The following is a 20,762-nucleotide window of genomic DNA, read 5'->3' on the forward strand; positions in this document are numbered from 1 at the left end:
CGCGTGTTAAGCGTTAAGCAAATGATAGAGCTAAGAAAAGCCCCAAGAATCAATGTTACCTGGCGTACCGGCATCAAGCTCAAGGACGGTAGCTTGATGTTTTGTAGAGCCGTCAATATTTCTAAAACAGGGCTGCTGCTCGATTGCCCCCAAAGATTAATGCGCAATCAAACCTATCACGCAATGATAGAAATTCCCTCCATAGAAATTCGCAGCGAAATTATCCGTGTTAGTTGTCAATGCGAGATCAAACACATTGTATTAACCGACGATCATTACCGGGTCGGTATTGCCTTAGACGGATTATCTGATTTGCACCAAGAACTCATCAACGCCTGGGTATCAAAGGCAAATCAAAAAGCCACTGTCGAATAGATAACATTTTCCTACTATTTGTGTGGCTACACCTCTGCCTCCACCATATCACCTTGCCCGCATCGCCATCCATCTATAGAATGGCGGGGTTTTGGTGCTCGCGGACGTGTCCATGTCTGCGGTTAAACGGGAAACATGATGTTATTTCTGTATCAAATCAATCAGGCTTTGTCGCTGTATCGCATCGCTATGTTGATTTCAAATAAGACTTAACGTGAATGTGCTGCCCCCGCAACGGTGAACAAATTGCTGAACTTAGTGCTCAGCCAGCCATCTTCCAATACCACTGTGCTATTTGCATGGGAAGGTCAGATGGTGATATTTGTCAGCCCGGATACCGGCCAGAATACGTGAAGTAATACGAACGGGGAGTTTCGTCGTTAGCTGACGCCAGGCGTCTGACTAAGTTTGGGTAGTGTAAGCACCCGACGATCTTTGTTCTGCGATTATTTTGTTCTATGCAGCCTGCGGGGACGTTGGCTGCGTGCTCTATTTATTATCTATATCATGAATCTAGTTTTAAAACCTCTTGCCATTTCTTTGGCTGTGGCTGCCGCTTTTTCAGCGAATGCCTCCGCGCAATCTGTCCCAAATAATGCACAAAATGTCGTTGTAACCGCTGGCCGTCAGGTTCAGGCCGCCAAAGATGTGTTGGCAGACAATGTCGTTATCACTTCTGAGCAAATTGCAAACGCAGGTTCCGAATCTTTGGTTGATTTGCTGCAACAACAACGTGGTATTGAAATTACCCGTAATGGTGGCGCTGGCACGACTTCTTCCGTGTTAATGCGCGGTGGCAGCAATGCGCAAAACGTGGTCTTGATTGACGGTGTACGGTACAGCTCATCCACACTCGGCGGTGCTAGCTGGGAAACCATTCCACTTGGACAGATCGACCACATTGAAATCGTCTACGGACCACTCTCGAGTTTGTATGGTGCTGATGCAATGGGCGGCGTGATTCAGATTTTTACTAAAAAAGGCAATGGCCCTGCAGCATTGACAGCTTCTGTTGGTGCCGGTAGTTATGGTTTGCGTAAAATGCAGGCGGGTGTTTCTGGCTCATCCGGCAATGAATTCAATTATGCGTTGAACGTCGGTCATGAAAACAATATTGGTTTTTCTGCGACCAATCCGAATGCCGGAAAATATAGCTATAACGCGGACAAGGATGGCTATAAACTTGATAGCGCAAGTGGTAATTTCAACTGGCAATTGGCGCCAGGATATGAAACTGGTGTGAAGTTCATGCAAAGCCGACTGAACGCGCAGTTTGACGCAGGTTCATCGTATGATGACCACTCCGTTGAACAGTTGCAAACCATTGCTGTATATGGCAAAGCAAAGGTCAATGACATCTGGACGGCTAATCTGCAAGTTGCTCAGTCGAATACGCTCGGCTATACCGATGCTTCATATGGTCAAAGTCAGATCGATACGCATCAGAATCTGTTCAGCTTACAAAATGATATTCGCCTTGGTAAAGACGTATTACAAGTGATCGCAGAAAGTCGTCAAGAAAAAGTCAGAGGTACTACTGCAGAATTGAACCAGAAACGCACCACTAATTCAGTTGCAGCTTCTTACGTATGGAAGTTAGACGCCCATTTAGCTAGTGTTAGCATTCGTAATGATAATAGCTCTGTGTACGGTTCAAATACGACTGGCAGCCTTGCTTATGGCTATCGTTTGACGCCAGACTGGCGCGTCAATGCCAGCTACGGCACAAGCTTCCGTGCGCCGACTTTTAATGAGCTTTACTATCCAGGCTATGGTATTGCGAGTAACCAGCCGGAAAAAGCAAAAAATGCTGAAATCGGCGTGTATTACGAGCAAGGCAGCAGCCAATTAAGTGCCGTCTATTACCAGAATAAAGCAACTAATTTATTGGTCAGCACCAATGTTTGTCCAGTTCAACAATCTACGCATCGATACGGGTGTGCTTATAACGTCGACAAAGCAACCATGTCTGGTTTGACCTTGGGTGCCAATACCCGTTTCGGTGACCTGGCTTTGCGCGGCGCTTTAGATATCCAGAATCCGGTCGATGATACAACAGGCAAACGTCTGGCACGTCGCGCTAAGCAGCATGCGAGCTTTTCTGCCGAATATACTTTGGCACAAGCGAAACTCGGCGTAGAAACAATTTTCTCTGGCGATCGTTTTGATAACGTCACTAACACGCGTACATTGAGCGGTTATAGCCTGATGAATTTGTATGGCACTTATGCGTTGAACAAAGATCTGTCCGCGGTAGCACGTTGGAATAACGCGTTAAACAAAGATTATGCTTTGGCATATGGTTACAACACGCCAGGTTCGAATGTGTATGTTGGCCTGAACTACGGTTTCAAATAAATCAGGATAGTCGAAAAATCATCCCGGCAAAGTTAGTGTTACTCGCTGGGATGGTTTTTTCAGAGCGGGAATTTCAAAGTAGTACCAGATGTTTTAACGAAAATTCGGTGACCTCGCACGATCTTGGAAACCAATTTTTTGATGCAAAGGCTAAACGCTAAATTTGATTGTCAGCGTTTAGCCAATTTTTAAGCCAGAGTGACGAAACTGTCTGTCAGTATTTTCGTTTCTTTCGCTTCCCCATTTTTATGGTTCAGGCATGACAAAAATGTCTCTGTGTTCTTTTCGTCAGGTTCCGCACCAGCCTTTGCTCTTGGCTGCGAAGCGCGCCAGTCTGATTATTCCTCTTTTAATTTTCTTATCTGTTTTCAGCATTGTCATTGCCTGCCTGACCGGCTCGGTGAGTTTGAGTCTGAGCGAATTGTGGCATGCCATGATGGAGCTGATACATGGAGAGCCCTCGTCACTCGCTGCCAGTTTGTTGGAACTGCGACTCGGGCGTGCTTTGAGTGGCTTTATTACTGGTGCCACGTTGGCGCTCTCTGGCGTCATGATGCAGGCCTTATTGCGTAATCCGCTCGCTGATCCGTATGTGCTCGGGATTTCTGGTGGTGCGTCGGTTGGCGCTTTGGCGATGATTTTATTTTATGGCGCGTTCTGGATGGTCGATTTAGCAGCGTTTGCCGGCGCGATCGCTGTTGCCTTGTTATTGTTTGCATTGGCATATCGCGATTTGCGCGGTAGTGGTAGCAGCGATGGTAGTGCGCCGATTTTATTGCTGACGGGGGTGATTGTAGCGTCTGGTTGTGGTGCCTTGATTACGCTCATGCTGTCAGTTGCACCAGACAGCCGTTTGCGCGGTATGGTGTTTTGGATGATCGGTGACTTGTCGAACACGCAGGGCAGCTCTATGCCCTGGATCGTTGGCGTGTTGGTATTGATATTTGCGATGCGTAATGCGCGTGGCATCAATGTAGCGGCAATGCATGCGGACAACGCCACGACGCTGGGTGTGAATATCGGTCGCTTACGCCAGTTATTATTTTTGTGCTCAGCTTTGCTGACGGCAAGTGCTGTGAGTACTGCGGGCAGCATTGGTTTTGTTGGTTTGATTATGCCGCATGCATGCCGCTTTGCATTGGGGCCTGATCATCGCTTGTTGATTCCTAGTGCAACTTTGGCGGGGGGAAGCTTTTTGGTGTTAGCTGACACCATTGCCCGCACCGTCGTGGCGCCGCAGCAGTTACCTGTGGGCGTGATCACGGCGATGATCGGTGTGCCGATGTTCCTGCTGCAATTGCATCAATTGCGGAGACGCTAATGGAAACCCGTTACCTGAGTTTGAAGGCTGGTCAGCGGCTATTAATCGATAAATTAAGCTGGCAAGTGAAAGCCGGTGAATGCTGGTGCATCATTGGTCGTAATGGTGCGGGTAAAAGCACGCTGTTGCGTACCTTAGCTGGCTTGCGTGAAGCGGATGGCGGACAAATTTTTTTACACGATAAACCTTTGCCTGCATGGCCTTTGCTGGCGTTGGCGCGTGAGCGTGCTTTTTTGCCGCAAAGCCGAGTCGATGCTTTTGCCTATAGCGCCATTGATACGGTGTTGAGTTCGCGCCATCCATATCAAGGCACCCAGTATTGGGAATCGAATTCAGATTTAGAAATCGCTATGCAAGCATTGCGTGATCTGGATGTGGAAGAACTCGCGCAACGCGACGTGCGCAGCTTGTCGGGTGGTGAACGTCAGCGCGTTGCTATCGCCGCTTTGCTGGCGCAGGATGCGCAGTTGATGCTACTAGATGAACCGGCGAACGCGCTTGACCTCGCGCATCAGGTCAGCGTGATGCAGTTGTTTTCAGTGTTATGTCGCGAGCAAAATAAGTCAGTCGTCATGGTCAGTCATGATTTAAATCTGGCTTACCGGATCGCGACCCATGCTTTGCTGTTGATGGGGGACGGCAGTTGGGTCGCTGGTCCAGCTGACAACATACTCAATGCCGACCAGCTTAGCTTGTGTCTTGGACATCCTATAGAACGTTTTACCCATCACGGCCAGACCTTGTTTTTGCCCCGCGATTAATGAAAGTCATCATGAGCAATTTAAATTCACCAGATAGCAACGTTGGTCATCAGGAAGTCACCTCAGCCGCAGAGGCCGATACCATCAATACCCGCCACCAACGCCGTATGCAACGTAAGAAAGCATTGATGGATGAAAAAATCGATCAGGCGCAACGGGCAACCGGCGTGCTGCTAGTTCATACCGGTAATGGCAAGGGCAAGAGCTCTAGTGCTTTCGGCATGGTCATGCGTGCTTTGGGACATGGTATGAAAGTCGGGGTGGTGCAGTTTATTAAAGGGGCAATGTCGACCGGTGAAGAAATTTTCTTACGCCGTTTTCCGGATGAAGTGCAATTTCATGCGATGGGTGAAGGCTATACCTGGGAAACGCAAAACCGTGAACGCGACATCGAAAAAGCAACGCTCGCCTGGGAACAAGGCAAGAAGTTTTTAAATGATCCAAGCATAGGTTTAGTCGTTTTCGACGAGCTCAATATTGCGCTCAAATATCACTACTTGGATATCAACACAGTCATTGCAGATTTAGACGCACGACCAGAAATGCAGCACGTGGTTGTGACTGGGCGTGGCGCTTTGCCAGAACTGATTGCGATTGCCGATACCGTGACCGAAATGCAGGTCGTCAAGCACGCGTTTAAAGACGGTATTGTTGCTCAGGCAGGTGTTGAATGGTAGGCGTATCAGCGAAAGTCGTGCTGGTTTCGGCGATCGCTTCTGGGCAAGGCAAAACCACGACTACCGCAGCCCTCGCAAGAAAATTAGTACAACTCGGAAAAACGGTTCGTGTATTTAAAACGGGACCGGATTTTATTGATCCCATGATGCTGGAACGCGCTTGTGGGTCACCTGTTTTTTCACTTGATTTGTGGATGGTCGGGCATGCCGCATCGCAAATGATGTTGGCGCAAGCGGCACAACACGCGGATGTGATTTTGATTGAAGGCGTGATGGGTTTGTATGACGGTAACCCTTCATCGGCTGATCTGGCGCGCGCATTTGGCGTACCCGTATTAGTCGTATTGGATGCGTCAGCCATGGCGCAAACAGTAGGTGCGCTGGCTTTGGGCTTACGTGATTTTGGTCCGGTCAATCTGGCGGGGGTGATGGCGAATCGGATTGCTTCGCCAGGGCACGCACAAATGGTGGCGGAAGCGATGCGCGATATCCCGCTACTTGGCAGCCTCACACGTCAGGAGCAAGCATTGCCTGAGCGGCATCTTGGTCTGGTACTGCCACAAGAAGTTCTGCAAATTGAAACAATTGTGGATCAGATGGCGACACAGCTAACGCTGGATATGCAAGCCTGGGATGCGTTACCTGAAACCCACTTTGAACTCGATACTGAATCCAGTATTGATGCGCAATCATCTTCAACACCGCTACAAGGAAAAACAATTGCGATTGCAAGTGATGCTGCTTTCGCTTTTTTATATCCAGCGAATTTGCAATGTTTGCGCGGCATGGGCGCAGAGCTAGTCTTTTTTTCACCGCTCGCCAATCAAGCAATACCCGCTTCAGCCGATGCAGTGTATTTGCCTGGCGGTTATCCTGAATTGCATGCGCAAACGTTAACCCAGGCAAACGTTTGGCTGGCATCGATTCGCGCCGCACATGCATCTGGAATGCCGATCTGGGCAGAATGCGGTGGCATGATGTCGATCACCGAAGCTCTGGTTGATCAGAATGAGCAAGCCTGGCCCATGGCTGGCTTGTTGACTGGAACCGTGCATATGCAAAAACGATTGGCCGCCTTGGGTGGGCAAAAGTGGACGCATTCTGATGATTCTGGCGAGCCTGCAGAGTTGCGAGGGCACACTTTTCATTACTCGCGCTTTGAAACCAATTTGCAGCCGATCTCGCAAACGACGAAGCAGCGCGATGGCGCTGCAGGTGAAGCAATTTATCAATCTGGAAGTTGTCGTGCGTCGTATTTTCATGCGTATTTCCCGTCAAATCTGTCTGCAACTGCAGATTTATTTTTACCGGTGCAATCATGAAACGTATGCTGGTCTTTGGTGGCGCTCGCTCAGGCAAAAGCGGCTTTGCAGAGCGTATTGCGCAACAATGGAGTGAGTCTGAAAAACGAGTGATTTATGTTGCTACGGCTAGCGCATCGAGCGATCCGGAAATGCAGGCGCGGATAGCCCATCACCAAAGTCAACGTCCAGCCCATTGGACGACGGTTGAGCAGAAACTTGAGCTGGGTGCCATCATTGAAAAGTACAGCCAGCCGGATACCGTAGTGCTGATTGATTGCCTGACCGTCTGGTTATCGAATTGTCTGTTTGCTGAAGCGACAGAGTTTCCTGAGATCGGCATCATCACGCCACCAACAACGTTCACGCAGCAAAGGCAAGCACTGCTCGGTGCGCTCGCGCACGCCAAGGGCGACGTGATATTGGTATCGAACGAAGTGGGCATGGGTATCGTGCCTATGGGGGCGATTTCAAGGTGGTTTGTTGATGAAGCAGGGCGCTTAAATCAAGCTGTCGCAACGATCTGTGAGCAGGCGGTGTGGGTCGCTGCTGGATTACCTCTGTATTTGAAAGGACAGACATGCTGATGATGAGTGCGACTGTTCTCGCTTGCTGTGTCGTGCTGGGATTGGCGCTGGACATGTCGATTGGAGAAGTCCGTCGCTACCATCCTTTGGTTGGCTTTGGCAACATGGCGAATGTCATTGAGCGTAGGTTAAATCATCCAGAAGCAAGTCGTTGGAAAGGCGCGTTGGCGTGGTGCGTGACGGTAATACCTTTGGTGTGTTGTACGCAAGTTGTGCTGATACTTGCCGCCCGCTTTAGTTTGTGGCTTGCCCCTTTATTGAATGTGCTACTGCTGTATTTTTGTGTCGGCTTGCGCAGCTTGCGTGACCATAATTTGCCGATACAGTCCGCTTTGCAACAGGGTGATCTGGACACTGCCCGCCGTTTGACATCGTATATTGTCAGTCGCGATACCGCACATGCTGATGAAGAATATCTGGCCAAAGCCAGTGTTGAGTCGGTGTTGGAAAATGGTTGCGACGCCGTGTTCGGAACCTTGTTCTGGTTTGTGTTGCTCGGTGGTGCAGGTGCTGTTTTGTATCGCGCATCAAACACGCTGGATGCAATGTGGGGTTATCGCAATCAACGTTTCTTACGTTTTGGTTGTGTTGCTGCACGCATTGACGATGTCATGAACTGGATACCGGCGCGACTGACAGCACTTAGTTATGCTTTACTGGGGCAAACACGGCTGGCTTTAAAGTGTTGGCGCACGCAGGCACCGGCTTGGTCTAGCCCGAATGCGGGGCCAGTAATGTCGTCTGGTGCTGGCGCGTTGGGTCTGGCTTTAGGTGGCAGTGCCAGTTACGATGGGGTCGATGAAGTGCGTCCACCATTAGGCATGGGGCGAAACGCAACAGCGCAAGATATACAAAGTGCCTGGCGACTCGTGCTGAATGTCAGTATTTTGTGGACTGGTATTTTGGTATTGGCCGTTATCGTCATGAGCGGAACTTTGTATGCAGCATAACTTGTTGGCCCATGGTGGCAATTTACGTGACGCCGTAAAAAATTTTAAGCGTCCTTTAGAGCAATGGTTGGATTTGTCGACCGGAATTAATCCGCATTTTTATCCTGCACCGGTATTGGCTGACAATGCCTGGCACCGTTTGCCAGAGCATTCAGACGAACTCATCATCGCGGCACAAACTTATTACGCCGCGCCCACAATGTTGGCGGTTGCTGGTACGCAGGCAGCGATTCAGGCATTGCCTTTGTTACGTCATCACTTGCATGGTGTCGCGAGAGTCGTGGTGTCTGCCCCCTCGTATGCTGAACACGCTCACCAATGGCGACGCGCTGGAAATCAGGTGACCGAAGCTAATTATGTTTCGGTCGATAGCATGGTCGATCAAGCTGACGTGGTTGTGTTATGTAATCCGAATAATCCCACCGGCGAAATCATCGCGCCTGAGCAATTGTTGAAATGGGCTGAACGCCTCGCACAGCGTGGTGGCTGGTTAGTCGTCGACGAAGCTTTTGGTGATACCTTACCGATGTTGAGCGTCGCGGCAGAAACGCAGCAATCTGGTTTGATAGTGCTACGGTCTGTCGGTAAGTTTTTTGGTTTAGCAGGAATACGCTTAGGCTTTGTCGCAGCGCAGACTGAGCTATTGCAACAACTCGCAGCAATGCTGGGGCCATGGGCTGTGAGTGGTCCTGCTCAGCAAATCGCCATCGCGGCGTTAAACGATCGCGTCTGGCAAATGGCGACCCGCACGCTATTGCATGCGCAAGGTGAGCGTTTGCGAAGCCTGTTGAAGCAACATGGGATCAACTCGTCGGGGACAGATTTGTTTCAATGGGCAAGCCATCGTGATCTGGATGGACAAACCGAAATTTTATGGCATTTCATGGCAGAACGCGGTGTCTGGTTGCGCTGGTTCCCGGAAGCTTCGGATCGTCTGCATGGTGGGCCTCACGGTTTGCGTTTTGGTTTGCCGGGAAGCGAAGCAGGTTGGCAGTTATTAAGCAGTACTTTGAATGAATGGACACAGCAGCATGTATAAATCTCTTTGGCTCGCTTTGGCGACTTGTCTGATGGCATTATCAGCGAGCAGTTTTGCTGCTATCACAGTGACTGACGACTTAGGAAATATCGTTACGTTAGAACGCCCGGCACAAAGAGTCATTAGCCTTGCGCCGCATGTCACCGAATTGATTTTTGCGGCAGGCGCCGGAAGTAAAATCGTCGGTACCGTCAAGTATAGCGATTACCCTGAATCGGCAAAAAGTATTCAACGCGTCGGTGACTTACGTCAGGTAGATCTGGAACGTATCATCGCCTTAAAACCAGATTTATTAGTCGTATGGATGCATGGCGCTTTTAATCAACAACTAGAAACGCTACGTAAATCAGGCATTCCATTTTTCTTTAGCGAACCACAAAAGCTCAATCAAGTTCCCGACACGTTGACTAAATTTGGCCAGATGATGGGTACGGAAAATGCCGCGCAAGCCGCCGCGACAAGCTTTAGCCAGCAGTTGCAACAACTCAGTTCGCAGTATCAGAATAAGCCTAAGGTCAGGACTTTTTATCAAGTCTGGGGTCGTCCGCTCTATACCCTGAACGATAAGCACATCGTTAGCGATGCGATTCGTCTTTGTGGCGGTGACAATATTTTTGGTCAACTGTCGGCCTCCGCACCTGTTGTGACAGTGGAAGCCGTATTGCAAGAAAATCCTGAACTGATCATCGGTACTGATGCCAAAGGCGAAAGCAAGAACGATATTGTTCAATGGAAAAGCTTTAACACCTTGCTGGCAAATAAAAATCATAATTTGTTGTCCATTGATGGTGATTTAATGAATCGACCGGGGCCAAGAATTATTGATGGCGCAAAAGCGATCTGTTCTGCATTGGAGCAGGCACGCCAACATCGCAGTAGCGCTTCAGGTAAAGGCCAAAAATGAGTATGTATCAACGTGTAGCCTGTCTTTCGACTGAGGCCGTCGAGGTGATGTACGCATTAGGGGCTGAGGATTTAGTTGCAGGTATCTCCGGTTACACCGTCAGACCAGCGCGGGCACGTGAAGAAAAGCCAAAAATCAGCGCGTTTTCTTCAGGTAAGGCGGAACGCGTGTTAGCGGTGCAGCCTGATCTGGTACTGGCATATTCCAATATGCAGGCAGAACTGTGCAAAGAATTAATTAGTACTGGGGTAGAAGTACACGCATTTAATCAACGCACTATCGCGGGGATTTTGCGAATGATTAAAACGGTCGGCAATCTTGTCGACAAGCAGGCAGAGGCTAACGCGCTGATTGCCAGCTTACAGACTCAGATTGATTACATTAAGGCACAGACCAATGATGACCAGCCTCGTCCCAAGGTCTATTTTGAAGAATGGAACGAACCTTTGATGTCAGGTATTGGCTGGGTCTCAGAGTTGATCTCGGTTGCGGGTGGTAATGATGTGTTCTCTGATCTGGCGGTGCACTTTAGCGCCAAACAAAGAATTATTGCCGATCCTATGGAAGTTGTCAGGCGTGCTCCGGACATTATTATCGGTTCTTGGTGCGGTAAAAAATTTCGTCCAGAAAGCCTGAAGGAACGTGAAGGCTGGAGACAAATACCAGCTGTCCGCGAAGGTTATGTATTTGAAATCAAATCGCCAGACATTTTGTCGCCAGGTCCAGCGGCGATTGAGCATGGCTTACTTCAATTGCGTCAGATTATTGGCACATGGCAAAAAAGCCATGTTTAGTCCAAATTTGAAACTATCCATGTCATTTTTCTTGAAATATTAGCGATACAATCAACTTTCTTATTTTCCGCTACAATCCGCTTGCACCGATTTTTGTACCTTTGCGGAAACTATGAGTCCCAAGGTATTTTAAATCGCTAAGTCATGCAGTTGCGCGTGTTTTTCATTGTTTTGACATTGTTGTTGAAGAGCTGAACCAATGATTAAATGTCTGCGCCCTGTCCAAACTCCGTTTCCAGGTTAAAACATGTGGATTGTTCAGATAGCACTTAGACGCCCTTACACTTTTATTGTAATGGCCCTGCTCATTTTATTGTCTACGCCGTTGGTTTTAACCAAAATGGCGACCGATATTTTGCCTGACATTAATATTCCGGTCGTGAGTATTATCTGGAACTACGGAGGTTTGTCAGCGCAGGAAATGGGGCAGCGTATTACTGCTACCAATGAACGCAGTCTGACGACGACAGTCAACGATATTGAGCACGTCGAGTCGCAATCTCTGGCAGGCATTGCCATCATCAAAATTTTCTTTCAGCCTAACGTCAATATTCAGATGGCAATCGCACAGGTTGTGGCGATTGAACAAGCACAGTTACGTCAATTACCAGCGGGGATTACGCCACCGCTGATCATCAAGTACTCGGCGTCGAGTATTCCTGTCATCCAATTAGGCTTGTCGAGCCCGACCATGACTGAGCAAGCCCTCGGTGATACGGCAATTAACTTCTTGCGTCCGCAATTGATTACCGTGCCTGGGGCAGCAATTCCTTATCCTTACGGCGGGAAGATGCGTGTGGTGTCGGTGGATTTGGATAATCAGGCCTTGCTGGCAAAGGGTTTAACGCCGACCGACGTGGTCAATGCAGTCAATGCACAGAATTTAGCCTTGCCTTCAGGAACAGCAAAAATTGGCGGTACTGAATTTAACGTCGCCATGAATGGTTCGCCGGATACGATCGCTGGTTTGAATAATATCCCGGTGCTGGCAAAAAACGGCAGCACCACCTATTTATCGGAAGTTGCCAGAGTGCGTGACGGTTTTACTCCGCAAACCAACATTGTCCGTCAGGACGGGCAGCGTGGTGCTTTGTTATCGGTGTTGAAAAATGGTGGTTCTTCGACGTTGGATATCGTCAACACACTCAAAGGCATGTTGCCCGCAGTGGCGCAGGGTGTGCCTAAAGATTTAAAAATTTCTACTTTGTTTGATCAATCGGTCTTTGTCAAAGCGGCGATCAGCGGCGTGATTCATGAAGCTTTAATTGCTGCCTGCCTGACCGCTGCAATGATATTGCTGTTCCTTGGTAACTGGCGCAGTACTTTGATTATTGCGGTATCGATTCCTTTATCAATTTTGTCTTCGATTCTGGCTCTGTATGCGATGGGAGAAACCATCAATATTATGACGCTGGGCGGTCTGGCATTGGCGGTGGGTATTCTGGTCGATGATGCGACAGTGACGATTGAGAATATCGAGCGACATTTACATCAGGGCGTCGATCTGCACAAGGCGATTTTGGACGGCGCCGGAGAGATCGCGATTCCGGCACTGGTATCGACGCTGTGTATTTGTATTGTGTTCGTGCCTATGTTTTTCCTGGCTGGGGTCGCCAAGTATTTGTTCGTACCTTTGGCAGAAGCCGTGGTGTTTGCCATGTTGGCATCGTATGTCTTGTCAAGGACATTGGTACCGACGATGGTTATGTTGATGATGGATCACGCGCACATCGATCCGAATGCCAAACCAAGCCTGTTACAGCGCGTGTATCGCCGTTTTGATGCTGGATTTGAAAAATTCCGCGGTGGCTACATCATCATCTTGTCTACCTTGTTGACGCATCGTAAAGCGTTTGGTGGCGTATTTCTGGCGTTCTGCGTATTGTCTTGCGGCCTGGTATTTACCTTAGGGAGAGACTTTTTTCCTGCCGTTGACTCGGGGCAGATTCGCTTACACATGCGAACTCCTACCGGTACCCGATTGGAAGAAACCGCGCGGATTGCTGACGAAGTCGAGAAGGTGATACGAACTGTCATTCCTGCGAAAGAGCTTGTTACGGTACTTGATAATATCGGCTTACCATACAGCGGTATTAACTTGTCGTACAGCAATGCAGGTACCATCGGTAGCATGGATGCCGAAATTTTGATGTCCTTATCCGAAGACCATCAAGCGACAGCAACGTATGTTGATCAATTACGTCGCGAGTTACCTAAGCATTTTCCGGGTGTAGAATTTTTCTTCCAACCTGCTGATATCGTCACGCAGATTCTGAACTTTGGTTTGCCTGCGGCGCTGGATATCCAGATTGCTGGCGCTGACTTACATGGCAATTATCAACTCGCTAGTAAGTTGATGAAGCAGGTTAAAACAATACCAGGAGCGGTGGATGTGCATATTCACCAAAAAAATAATCTGCCGACCCTGGCATTGAATATGGATAGAAGTCAGATCAAACAACTAGGTTTAAATCCGGTCGATGTGGCGCAGAACTTATTGGTTTCTTTGTCAGGCAGTTTTCAGACAGCACCAGCGTTTTGGCTCAATCCTGCCAATGGCGTGGTATATAACATCGCGGTGCAGACGCCTCAATATCAAATCAATGATCTCGACGCTCTATTGCGTACACCAGTAAAAGCAGCGAATGCTGTACCGAATGCCAACGGTAATATGCTGACGCAAATGCTGCGCAATCTGGTGGATGTGAAGCCTGCAGAACAGTTTGCGGTAGTTTCCCATTACAACATCAAACCAGTCATCGATTTGTATGTCAGCGTAGAAGGTCGTGATCTGGCAGGCGTCGCTGGTGAAACAGAAAAATTGGTCAATCAGTTACGTGCAGAATTGCCACGTGGTACCACAATTAATATTCGTGGCCAGGTCGAAACGATGAAATCCTCATTCGTTGGTTTGGGCATTGGTCTGGCAATGGCGATCGTATTGGTGTACCTATTGATTGTCGTGAACTTCCAGTCGTGGATAGATCCATTCATCATTATTACGGCATTACCTGCAGCGTTGGCAGGTATTGTCTGGATGTTGTTCTTAACTGGTACGACGTTGAGCGTACCCGCCCTGACGGGGGCGATTATGACCATGGGTGTGGCGACGGCAAATAGTATTTTGATGGTGTCGTTTGCGCGTCAATGTATGAATGAAGGCTTGCCACCATTGTCAGCCGCCTTGGAAGCCGGGGCGACTCGGATACGTCCGGTGTTGATGACTGCATTGGCCATGATCATTGGTATGATTCCAATGGCAATCGGTTTTGGCGAAGGTGCTGAACAAAATGCACCGCTAGGTCGCGCCGTCATCGGTGGCTTGCTATTTGCAACCGTTTCTACTTTGTTTTTTGTTCCTATTGTGTTCGCTGGCATTCACCGTTATTTGAATCACCGCCAGGAAAAAATCAATCAGCGCGGCGGACATACTGATCATGCCGTACCTGCCAGCGCACCAGTTGTAGAAGAAGGGAAGTCTTAAGATGTCTGAACAATCTGAAAAACGTCATGCCAACATCGGTATTCACGGAAGCCAGCATCATCACGCAGCGCATCCGCATCGCGGCCCTATTTTGCGTCGTGCCCGTCTGATCAGCCTCGGTGTGTTGATTTGCCTCGGTTTAGGTGGCGTTGCGACCTTCGCTTTACGTGCCAACCATGCCCATGCTTTGGAACAAGCAACAGCAGAACATAGCAAATTGTATGTGACAACGGTCAATGCGAAGCCTGCTTCTGGTAAAGGCGAACTGACTTTGCCAGGCACTTTGCAAGGCATAATAGAAGCGCCGATTTACTCACGTAGTAGCGGTTACGTTTTACGTTGGAACAAAGATATCGGTGCGCGTGTTGCCAAAGGTGATGTGTTGGCAGAAATCGATACGCCAGAAATTGATCAGCAACTGGCACAAGCCATTGCCGCTCGTGATCAGGCCGCATCCAGTCTTGATCTGGCAAAAACCTCTGCTGAACGCTGGGAAGCTTTACGCAAAAAAGACGCGGTAACGCAACAAGAATTGAATGAGCGTAGCAGCGCCTTTACGCAAGCGAAAGCCAATCTGGCAGCGGCGAATGCGAATGTGCTACGTCTGCAAAGACAAGAGCAATTCAAACGTATCATTGCTCCTTTTTCTGGTGTCATCACACGTCGCAATGTAGAAGTTGGTGACCTGATCGACGCCGGTAACGGCGGCGCTGCTAAAGCCTTATTTAGCCTGGCGCAGGTTGATACTTTGCGGGTTTATGTCTATGTGCCGCAAGCTTATGCTCAACGTATCAAAGCGGGTGATACGGTCAGTATTTCGCAAAAAGAATTATCAGGACAGATTTTTCATGGCACGGTGGCGCGCACTGCGGGTGCTATCGACGTGGCAACCCGCACCATGCAGTTGGAAATTAATTTGCCGAATAAAGACAACACGCTGTTAGCGGGGGCGTATGTTGAAGTCGCCTTACCAGTTGGTGGAACCAGCAACATCTTAACCGTGCCATCGAATGTCATCCTGTTCCGTCCTGAAGGAACTCGCGTGGCGATTGTGGATGCCAAAGGTACCATCCAATTGCGGACGGTCAAAATCGGCCATGATTTAGGCAATAAGCTGGAAATTCTTGATGGCATTAGCGTCAACGATAAGCTGGTCTTAAATCCTGCTGATTCGCTGGCGGACAAAGATACAGTCATCGTTTTACCAGCCAAGCCTGAAGAAGAGAAAAAGGCGGCCGCATGAAAGCCGCACGTTACAGTTTTGCATTGACTTCACTGAGTTCACTATTGTTGTTGGGGGGCTGCACGACTGGGCCTGACTACAAAAAGCCAGAAATGGCGCTGCCATCGCAATGGAAAACCGACGTACCATTTGTCGCCGCTACCGCTGTCGATAGCGAAACAAAAGGCAACTGGTGGGAGTTATTTCACGATACTGACTTAAACCAACTTGCTACCAGTTTATTGGCGAACAATCAGCGGTTGCAAGCTGCGGTGGCGCATTATGAGCAAGCTAAAGCGCAGGCCAGTGTTGCTAATGCTGGGTTGTTCCCACAAATCGGTGCCCAAGCTGGTAGCTCACGCCTGAAAATTTCCGCTGATCGTCCTTTAGCAGCGTATAACGCCGTTAATCAATCGACGGTACAAAATAGCCGTCAACTAGGTTTTGCCGTGAACTATGAAGCGGATTTGTTTGGCCGTGTGCGGAAAAGCATAGAAAGTGCACAAGCCGCTGAACAAGCCGCTAGTGCGGATCTGGAAAACGTGCGGTTAGTGTTGATGGCTGAACTCGTCGCCGATTATTTTAGCTTGCGCGCATTAGATGCCGAAATTAAGGTCGTGCGCGAAGCCATCAGCTTGCAGGCGAAGGCATTGCAATTTATTACTGACCGACATGATCTGGGTGCTGCGTCCGGGCTCGATCTGGCGCAACAACAAGCGTTATTGGAAGCGAATAAAACCCAACTCGAACTACTGCAAAAGCAACGCATGCAGTTTGAACATGCACTTGCAACGATGACTGGCAAGCCAGCACCCGAATTCAATCTGACAAGCCAGGTGATGAACCTGAATCCGCCTACGATTCCAGTCGCAGTGCCATCGGAAGTATTGCAACGTCGTCCCGACGTAGCATCTGCCGAACGTGCAGTGGCGGTGGCGAATGCCAATATCGGCATAGCACGCGCAGCCTATTATCCATCCTTGATGCTGCAGGCAAATGGTGGCTGGAATAGTACTGAATTCGGTAACCTGATCAGTGCCCCTAGCATCTTATGGTCACTCGGTGCGTCAGTAACCCAGACTTTGTTTGATGGCGGTAAAACTGATGCCAACGTCAGTTACGCTAAAGCGGCCTACACTGCGACGATTGCGAATTATCGTCAAAGTGTGCTGGTTGCCATGCAGGAATTGGAAGATGGCATGCAAGGCGCGGTATTGCTGGCGCATGCACGTCAGCAGGCGCAGGCTAGTGTGAATAGTGCTCAGCGCGTATTGGATTTGGCAAATGCTCGCTATACCGGCGGTCTGGCAACATATCTCGAAGTGATCACCGCGCAGCAAACTCTGTTAGCCGATCAGCGTCAATTGGTACAAATTCAAGGCCAGCAAATGTTGACTGCCGTTTATGTGATTAAAGCCAGCGGTGGTGGTTGGAAGTCTGCAGAAGCAAGCGCTACAAATAATACTACAGGCAATACTGCAAACAACTCAGCGACGATGTAACTTGCGCGAAGCTGAGGGCATTATATTTTTGCTCTCAACTTCGCCGCACGTATTTCTGGCAGATTCGCCATTCGATTCTGGAATCAAAATGAATATCTCTACTCTGATGGTGCAGGGCACCACTTCCGATGCAGGAAAAAGCACTGTCGTGGCGGCACTGTGCCGCTTACTACAAAGACAAGGCGTGCGTGTTGTTCCCATGAAACCACAAAATATGGCACTCAACAGTGCTGTGACAATTGATGGTGGCGAGATTGGCCGCGCACAGGCCTTGCAAGCGCAAGCAGCACGTTTGCCTGCACACACAGATATGAATCCAGTCTTGCTCAAACCGTCTTCTGATACTGGTGCCCAAGTCATCATTCATGGCAAAGTGCGCGCCGATATGAATGCGCGTGATTACCAACAGTACAAAACCATCGCCATGGGCGCCGTGTTGGAGTCGTATGCGAGACTCCAGCGCAATTACGATGCCATCATCGTTGAAGGTGCCGGCAGCCCGGCAGAAGTCAATCTGCGCGAACGAGATATCGCTAATATGGGCTTTGCTGAAGCAGTGGATTGTCCAGTTATTTTAGTCGCGGATATTGACCGTGGTGGCGTGTTCGCACACTTTTTGGGAACCTTGGCCTGCTTATCTGAATCCGAACAAAAGCGCATCGTCGGTTTTGTAATTAATCGCTTTCGTGGTGATATCAGTTTGCTCGAACCAGGCCTGAAATGGCTGGAAGAAAAGACAGGCAAACCAGTCTTGGCGGTACTGCCGTATCTGCATGGCTTGCAACTTGACGCTGAAGACGCGATTCAATCGAGTCAGTCCAATAGCGGTAAATTTAAAATCATTGTGCCGGTGATTCCGCGTATTTCCAATCATACTGATTTTGATGCTTTACGCGCGCATCCAGATGTGGATCTGCAATTTATCAGTATCGGGATGACGATACCGGCGGCTGACTTGATTATCCTGCCAGGCAGTAAAAATACCCGTGGTGATTTGGAATTTTTGCAAAGTCAGGGCTGGCAAGTGGCAATAGAAAAGCACCTGCGTTACGGTGGCAAAGTCATTGGTATTTGCGGTGGTTATCAAATGTTAGGACAAGTCGTTAGTGATCCCCATGGCGTAGAAGGCAATCCAGGAGATAGCACAGGCTTAGGTTTGCTCGATATCACCACAGAACTGACATCTGAAAAACGACTGGAGCAAGTGACTGGCACGTGCGCATTTGGTGACCTTACTGTCCCGGTAGAAGGTTATGAAATTCATATGGGGATCACCTATGCCAGCAACGATACCTTGCCAGCGTTTAAAATCAACGGCGAAGATGAGGGTGCACGTTCTCCTGATAACCTGATTCTCGGAACGTATCTGCATGGCCTGTTCGATCATCCGGACGCTTGTCACGCTTTATTGAAATGGGCAGGTTTGCAAAGCAATTTAAAACCAGATCTGGCTGCGTTGCGGGAGCAAAGCATAGACCGCATCGCTGATGCGTGCCAGTCGTTGGTAGATGCATTGCAGTCGCTCTCAATCGCAAAGTAAGAATTGCGAATGAGAAGGTTTATTGGGAATGATTGGAAAAAATCAAAAGTTCTGGAAGCTGGTGCAACAAGTTATAAGAGTAAAGATTGTTAAAAAAATAAAATTTCATCATAATGAAATAGCGACCTTCAAAAGCGTTGCCGCTTTCTCAGGCGTGTCTGGCGTTAAGCCTCCTGTCACCTCAACTTCCCGATATCACATGAAAACTGTACTCAAACATATTTCTCTGTCCGCCATATTCACTCTGTCAATGCTGCCAATGGCGAAAGCTGATGAAGCGCGCTTGTTTCAATACTCCACAATCGATGCGCTGCTTGCTGGTAACTACGAGGGTGATATGAGCGTCGCAGAGTTGGCCAAGCACGGCAATTTCGGTTTGGGTACCTACAATCGTGTTGATGGTGAAATGATTTTGTTGGATGGCGTGTTTTATAAAGTCAAAGGCAGCGGTAAAGTAGAATTAGCTAACCCTCAGGAATATTCGCCGCTGGCCATTGTTACTGACTTTAAGCCAAGCGCAACTTTAGAAATCTCGGATGCAAAAACGCTGGCTGAACTCGAAGCAAAATTGGATGCGAATCTGGACAATAAAAACTTGTTTTATGCGATTCGTTTAGAAGGGGATTTTGAGGAGATGACGACCCGTGCAATTTATCCACAAGACAAGCCGTATAAGCCTTTAGCAGAAGTATCGAAAACCCAGTCAGTATTTATTATCGGTAGCAGTAAAGGCCAATTGATCGGCTTTCGTAGCCCGGCATTCGTAAAGGGTTTTAATGTCCCTGGTTACCACTGGCATTTTTTGTCTGCCGATCATCGTAGTGGCGGCCACGTATTGAAGCTGCACTTATTAACGGGAAAAGCCCAAATTGCGACTATCACTGCAGTAGAGCTTAAAGTGCCAACGACTGATGGCTTTAAGCAGGCAGATCAATCTAAAGATCGTTCGCAAGAGTTACATGCGGTAGAAAAAAGTAGAAATTAATGTAGCAAGGAACGGTTGAAATCCTGGATGAGAACGAGAGTGATGCCAGCTCTTTTTAACCGTTTTGATTTCGTTTTTATGCATTGTCATTCGTTGACCTGGTACGCATTTCAGGTCAACGAGCTTTAAGTGGCACATCTTGTAAATCCCAATTGAAGTCAGACATGTATTTATCAATAATATTTTTAATCTGACCATTGGCGCTTAATTTTAGAGTGGCCTCCCGTAAAGCTTCTATGGTTTGTGGATTCGCAGTTTTTTTCGACATATATAAAACAAAATCTCTTCGACCAATGAGCAAAGATTGTCCGAGTTTGTCTGGCGTTATTCCAGCCTGTAAACTCGAATAGTAAATCCCGACACTGGTACCAATTCCTGCGTCCAGGCGTCCTGCAGCGAGCATTTTGATGATTTGCACATAGTCATTGACAGCGTATTTGATAATATTGCTATTATTGTCAAAATCATTGTCAAACTGGCCTCCACGTAATACACCAACCGTTAAACCTTGCATTTCACTCAGGTTATTAAAATGATTTTTGTTTGTACTGACGATGATAATCGGCATACTCACAACAGTTGCAACCGGTATAGCAACTTCCCCTAATTTGTCGTTACCAATCCTAAGCACGATATCGGCATTGCCAGATTGAATATCGATGATGGTGCGTGCGTAAGGAACGACCGTATTGGAATGCGGCAGCCCGGCTTGTTCAGCAATTTTATTGGCGATTTCATACATCATGCCAGTCGGTTTGCCATCCGCCGTTAAGAAGCCGAATGGTGTTACTGCAATAGTATCAATTCGTAGTTCGGCGCCTAGTGTTTGATCACTTTCAGTAAAAAAAATGAACATGAAACTTAGGAGCAACAGGTTGTAACCGATACGGCCACATGTTCTTCTCATATTTTTCCAATCAAGAAAAAAACAAAGACGTGAGGAACTTTGCTAAGGCTACATG

Annotated in this window: 17 protein-coding genes and 1 riboswitch; of the genes, 16 read left to right on the plus strand and 1 reads right to left on the minus strand. The window is 48.4% G+C overall.

The features are described 5' to 3' along the window. Nucleotides 1-21 precede the first annotated feature (21 nt). The 16 genes from H8K32_RS07190 (at nucleotide 22) to budA (ending at nucleotide 19,800) form a co-directional block, all read left to right on the plus strand. Nucleotides 22-375, plus strand: coding sequence for a PilZ domain-containing protein (locus tag H8K32_RS07190; protein ID WP_186911805.1), 354 nt, complete (start codon nucleotides 22-24; stop codon nucleotides 373-375). A gap of 75 nt (nucleotides 376-450) precedes the next feature. Beyond that, a riboswitch (cobalamin riboswitch) is annotated at nucleotides 451-735 on the plus strand. 147 nt (nucleotides 736-882) lie between these two features. Next, complete coding sequence (locus H8K32_RS07195; RefSeq protein ID WP_186911806.1) at nucleotides 883-2,733, plus strand: TonB-dependent receptor domain-containing protein; 1,851 nt, start codon at nucleotides 883-885, stop codon at nucleotides 2,731-2,733. A 268-nt stretch (nucleotides 2,734-3,001) separates the two neighbouring features. After that, nucleotides 3,002-4,054 carry a FecCD family ABC transporter permease gene (locus H8K32_RS07200; RefSeq protein ID WP_186911912.1) on the plus strand — a complete coding sequence of 351 codons (1,053 nt, stop codon included), beginning with the start codon at nucleotides 3,002-3,004 and terminating at the stop codon, nucleotides 4,052-4,054. Beyond that, nucleotides 4,054-4,815: an ABC transporter ATP-binding protein gene (locus tag H8K32_RS07205; protein WP_186911807.1), complete on the plus strand. Its 762-nt coding sequence runs from the start codon at nucleotides 4,054-4,056 to the stop codon at nucleotides 4,813-4,815. The genes H8K32_RS07200 and H8K32_RS07205 overlap by 1 nt, the downstream gene beginning before the upstream one ends. 11 nt (nucleotides 4,816-4,826) lie before the next feature. Continuing rightward, nucleotides 4,827-5,492, plus strand: coding sequence for a cob(I)yrinic acid a,c-diamide adenosyltransferase (gene cobO, locus H8K32_RS07210; RefSeq protein ID WP_186911808.1), 666 nt, complete (start codon nucleotides 4,827-4,829; stop codon nucleotides 5,490-5,492). Beyond that, nucleotides 5,486-6,814 carry a cobyrinate a,c-diamide synthase gene (locus H8K32_RS07215; protein ID WP_186911809.1) on the plus strand — a complete coding sequence of 443 codons (1,329 nt, stop codon included), beginning with the start codon at nucleotides 5,486-5,488 and terminating at the stop codon, nucleotides 6,812-6,814. The genes cobO and H8K32_RS07215 overlap by 7 nt, the downstream gene beginning before the upstream one ends. After that, nucleotides 6,811-7,380 carry a bifunctional adenosylcobinamide kinase/adenosylcobinamide-phosphate guanylyltransferase gene (gene cobU, locus H8K32_RS07220; RefSeq protein ID WP_186911810.1) on the plus strand — a complete coding sequence of 190 codons (570 nt, stop codon included), beginning with the start codon at nucleotides 6,811-6,813 and terminating at the stop codon, nucleotides 7,378-7,380. Before H8K32_RS07215 ends, cobU begins: the two co-directional genes overlap by 4 nt. Further along, nucleotides 7,374-8,330: an adenosylcobinamide-phosphate synthase CbiB gene (cbiB, locus tag H8K32_RS07225; protein ID WP_186911811.1), complete on the plus strand. Its 957-nt coding sequence runs from the start codon at nucleotides 7,374-7,376 to the stop codon at nucleotides 8,328-8,330. The genes cobU and cbiB overlap by 7 nt, the downstream gene beginning before the upstream one ends. A gap of 1 nt (nucleotide 8,331) precedes the next feature. After that, a complete protein-coding gene (cobD, locus tag H8K32_RS07230) occupies nucleotides 8,332-9,369 on the plus strand; it encodes a threonine-phosphate decarboxylase CobD (RefSeq protein ID WP_186911913.1) in 1,038 nt (345 codons plus the stop codon). Continuing rightward, entirely contained in the window at nucleotides 9,362-10,273 is a 912-nt protein-coding gene (locus tag H8K32_RS07235; RefSeq protein ID WP_186911812.1) for a cobalamin-binding protein, read from the plus strand. Before cobD ends, H8K32_RS07235 begins: the two co-directional genes overlap by 8 nt. After that, entirely contained in the window at nucleotides 10,270-11,067 is a 798-nt protein-coding gene (locus H8K32_RS07240; protein WP_186911813.1) for a cobalamin-binding protein, read from the plus strand. Before H8K32_RS07235 ends, H8K32_RS07240 begins: the two co-directional genes overlap by 4 nt. Before the next feature lie 247 nt (nucleotides 11,068-11,314). Then, a complete protein-coding gene (locus H8K32_RS07245) occupies nucleotides 11,315-14,551 on the plus strand; it encodes an efflux RND transporter permease subunit (protein ID WP_186911814.1) in 3,237 nt (1,078 codons plus the stop codon). Between the two features lies 1 nt (nucleotide 14,552). Then, nucleotides 14,553-15,794: an efflux RND transporter periplasmic adaptor subunit gene (locus H8K32_RS07250; protein ID WP_186911815.1), complete on the plus strand. Its 1,242-nt coding sequence runs from the start codon at nucleotides 14,553-14,555 to the stop codon at nucleotides 15,792-15,794. After that, nucleotides 15,791-17,275, plus strand: coding sequence for an efflux transporter outer membrane subunit (locus H8K32_RS07255; RefSeq protein WP_186911816.1), 1,485 nt, complete (start codon nucleotides 15,791-15,793; stop codon nucleotides 17,273-17,275). The genes H8K32_RS07250 and H8K32_RS07255 overlap by 4 nt, the downstream gene beginning before the upstream one ends. A gap of 106 nt (nucleotides 17,276-17,381) precedes the next feature. Next, nucleotides 17,382-18,815, plus strand: a complete 1,434-nt coding sequence (locus H8K32_RS07260) for a cobyric acid synthase (protein WP_186911914.1) — start codon at nucleotides 17,382-17,384, stop codon at nucleotides 18,813-18,815. Nucleotides 18,816-19,014: 199 nt separating this feature from the next. Beyond that, nucleotides 19,015-19,800, plus strand: coding sequence for an acetolactate decarboxylase (gene budA / locus H8K32_RS07265; protein WP_186911817.1), 786 nt, complete (start codon nucleotides 19,015-19,017; stop codon nucleotides 19,798-19,800). A 115-nt stretch (nucleotides 19,801-19,915) separates the two neighbouring features. Here budA and H8K32_RS07270 read toward each other — a convergent pair whose 3' ends face one another. Next, complete coding sequence (locus H8K32_RS07270; RefSeq protein WP_186911818.1) at nucleotides 19,916-20,707, minus strand: substrate-binding periplasmic protein; 792 nt, start codon at nucleotides 20,705-20,707, stop codon at nucleotides 19,916-19,918. Nucleotides 20,708-20,762: the final 55 nt, after the last annotated feature.

The organism is Cognatundibacterium jejuense, from assembly GCF_014284255.1.
GTDB classification, from domain to species: Bacteria; Pseudomonadota; Gammaproteobacteria; order Burkholderiales; family Burkholderiaceae_D; genus Undibacterium; species Undibacterium jejuense.

Excerpts from the sequence above, each read along its gene's own strand:
- H8K32_RS07190 (WP_186911805.1), top strand. The coding sequence starts at position 22 with ATGATAGAGCTAAGAAAAGCCCCAAGAATCAATGTTACCTGGCGTACC.
- H8K32_RS07195 (WP_186911806.1), top strand. The coding sequence starts at position 883 with ATGAATCTAGTTTTAAAACCTCTTGCCATTTCTTTGGCTGTGGCTGCC.
- H8K32_RS07200 (WP_186911912.1), top strand. The coding sequence starts at position 3,002 with ATGTCTCTGTGTTCTTTTCGTCAGGTTCCGCACCAGCCTTTGCTCTTG.
- H8K32_RS07205 (WP_186911807.1), top strand. The coding sequence starts at position 4,054 with ATGGAAACCCGTTACCTGAGTTTGAAGGCTGGTCAGCGGCTATTAATC.
- cobO (WP_186911808.1), top strand. The coding sequence starts at position 4,827 with ATGAGCAATTTAAATTCACCAGATAGCAACGTTGGTCATCAGGAAGTC.
- H8K32_RS07215 (WP_186911809.1), top strand. The coding sequence starts at position 5,486 with ATGGTAGGCGTATCAGCGAAAGTCGTGCTGGTTTCGGCGATCGCTTCT.
- cobU (WP_186911810.1), top strand. The coding sequence starts at position 6,811 with ATGAAACGTATGCTGGTCTTTGGTGGCGCTCGCTCAGGCAAAAGCGGC.
- cbiB (WP_186911811.1), top strand. The coding sequence starts at position 7,374 with ATGCTGATGATGAGTGCGACTGTTCTCGCTTGCTGTGTCGTGCTGGGA.
- H8K32_RS07235 (WP_186911812.1), top strand. The coding sequence starts at position 9,362 with ATGTATAAATCTCTTTGGCTCGCTTTGGCGACTTGTCTGATGGCATTA.
- H8K32_RS07240 (WP_186911813.1), top strand. The coding sequence starts at position 10,270 with ATGAGTATGTATCAACGTGTAGCCTGTCTTTCGACTGAGGCCGTCGAG.
- H8K32_RS07245 (WP_186911814.1), top strand. The coding sequence starts at position 11,315 with ATGTGGATTGTTCAGATAGCACTTAGACGCCCTTACACTTTTATTGTA.
- H8K32_RS07250 (WP_186911815.1), top strand. The coding sequence starts at position 14,553 with ATGTCTGAACAATCTGAAAAACGTCATGCCAACATCGGTATTCACGGA.
- H8K32_RS07255 (WP_186911816.1), top strand. The coding sequence starts at position 15,791 with ATGAAAGCCGCACGTTACAGTTTTGCATTGACTTCACTGAGTTCACTA.
- H8K32_RS07260 (WP_186911914.1), top strand. The coding sequence starts at position 17,382 with ATGGTGCAGGGCACCACTTCCGATGCAGGAAAAAGCACTGTCGTGGCG.
- budA (WP_186911817.1), top strand. The coding sequence starts at position 19,015 with ATGAAAACTGTACTCAAACATATTTCTCTGTCCGCCATATTCACTCTG.
- H8K32_RS07270 (WP_186911818.1), bottom strand. The coding sequence starts at position 20,707 with ATGAGAAGAACATGTGGCCGTATCGGTTACAACCTGTTGCTCCTAAGT.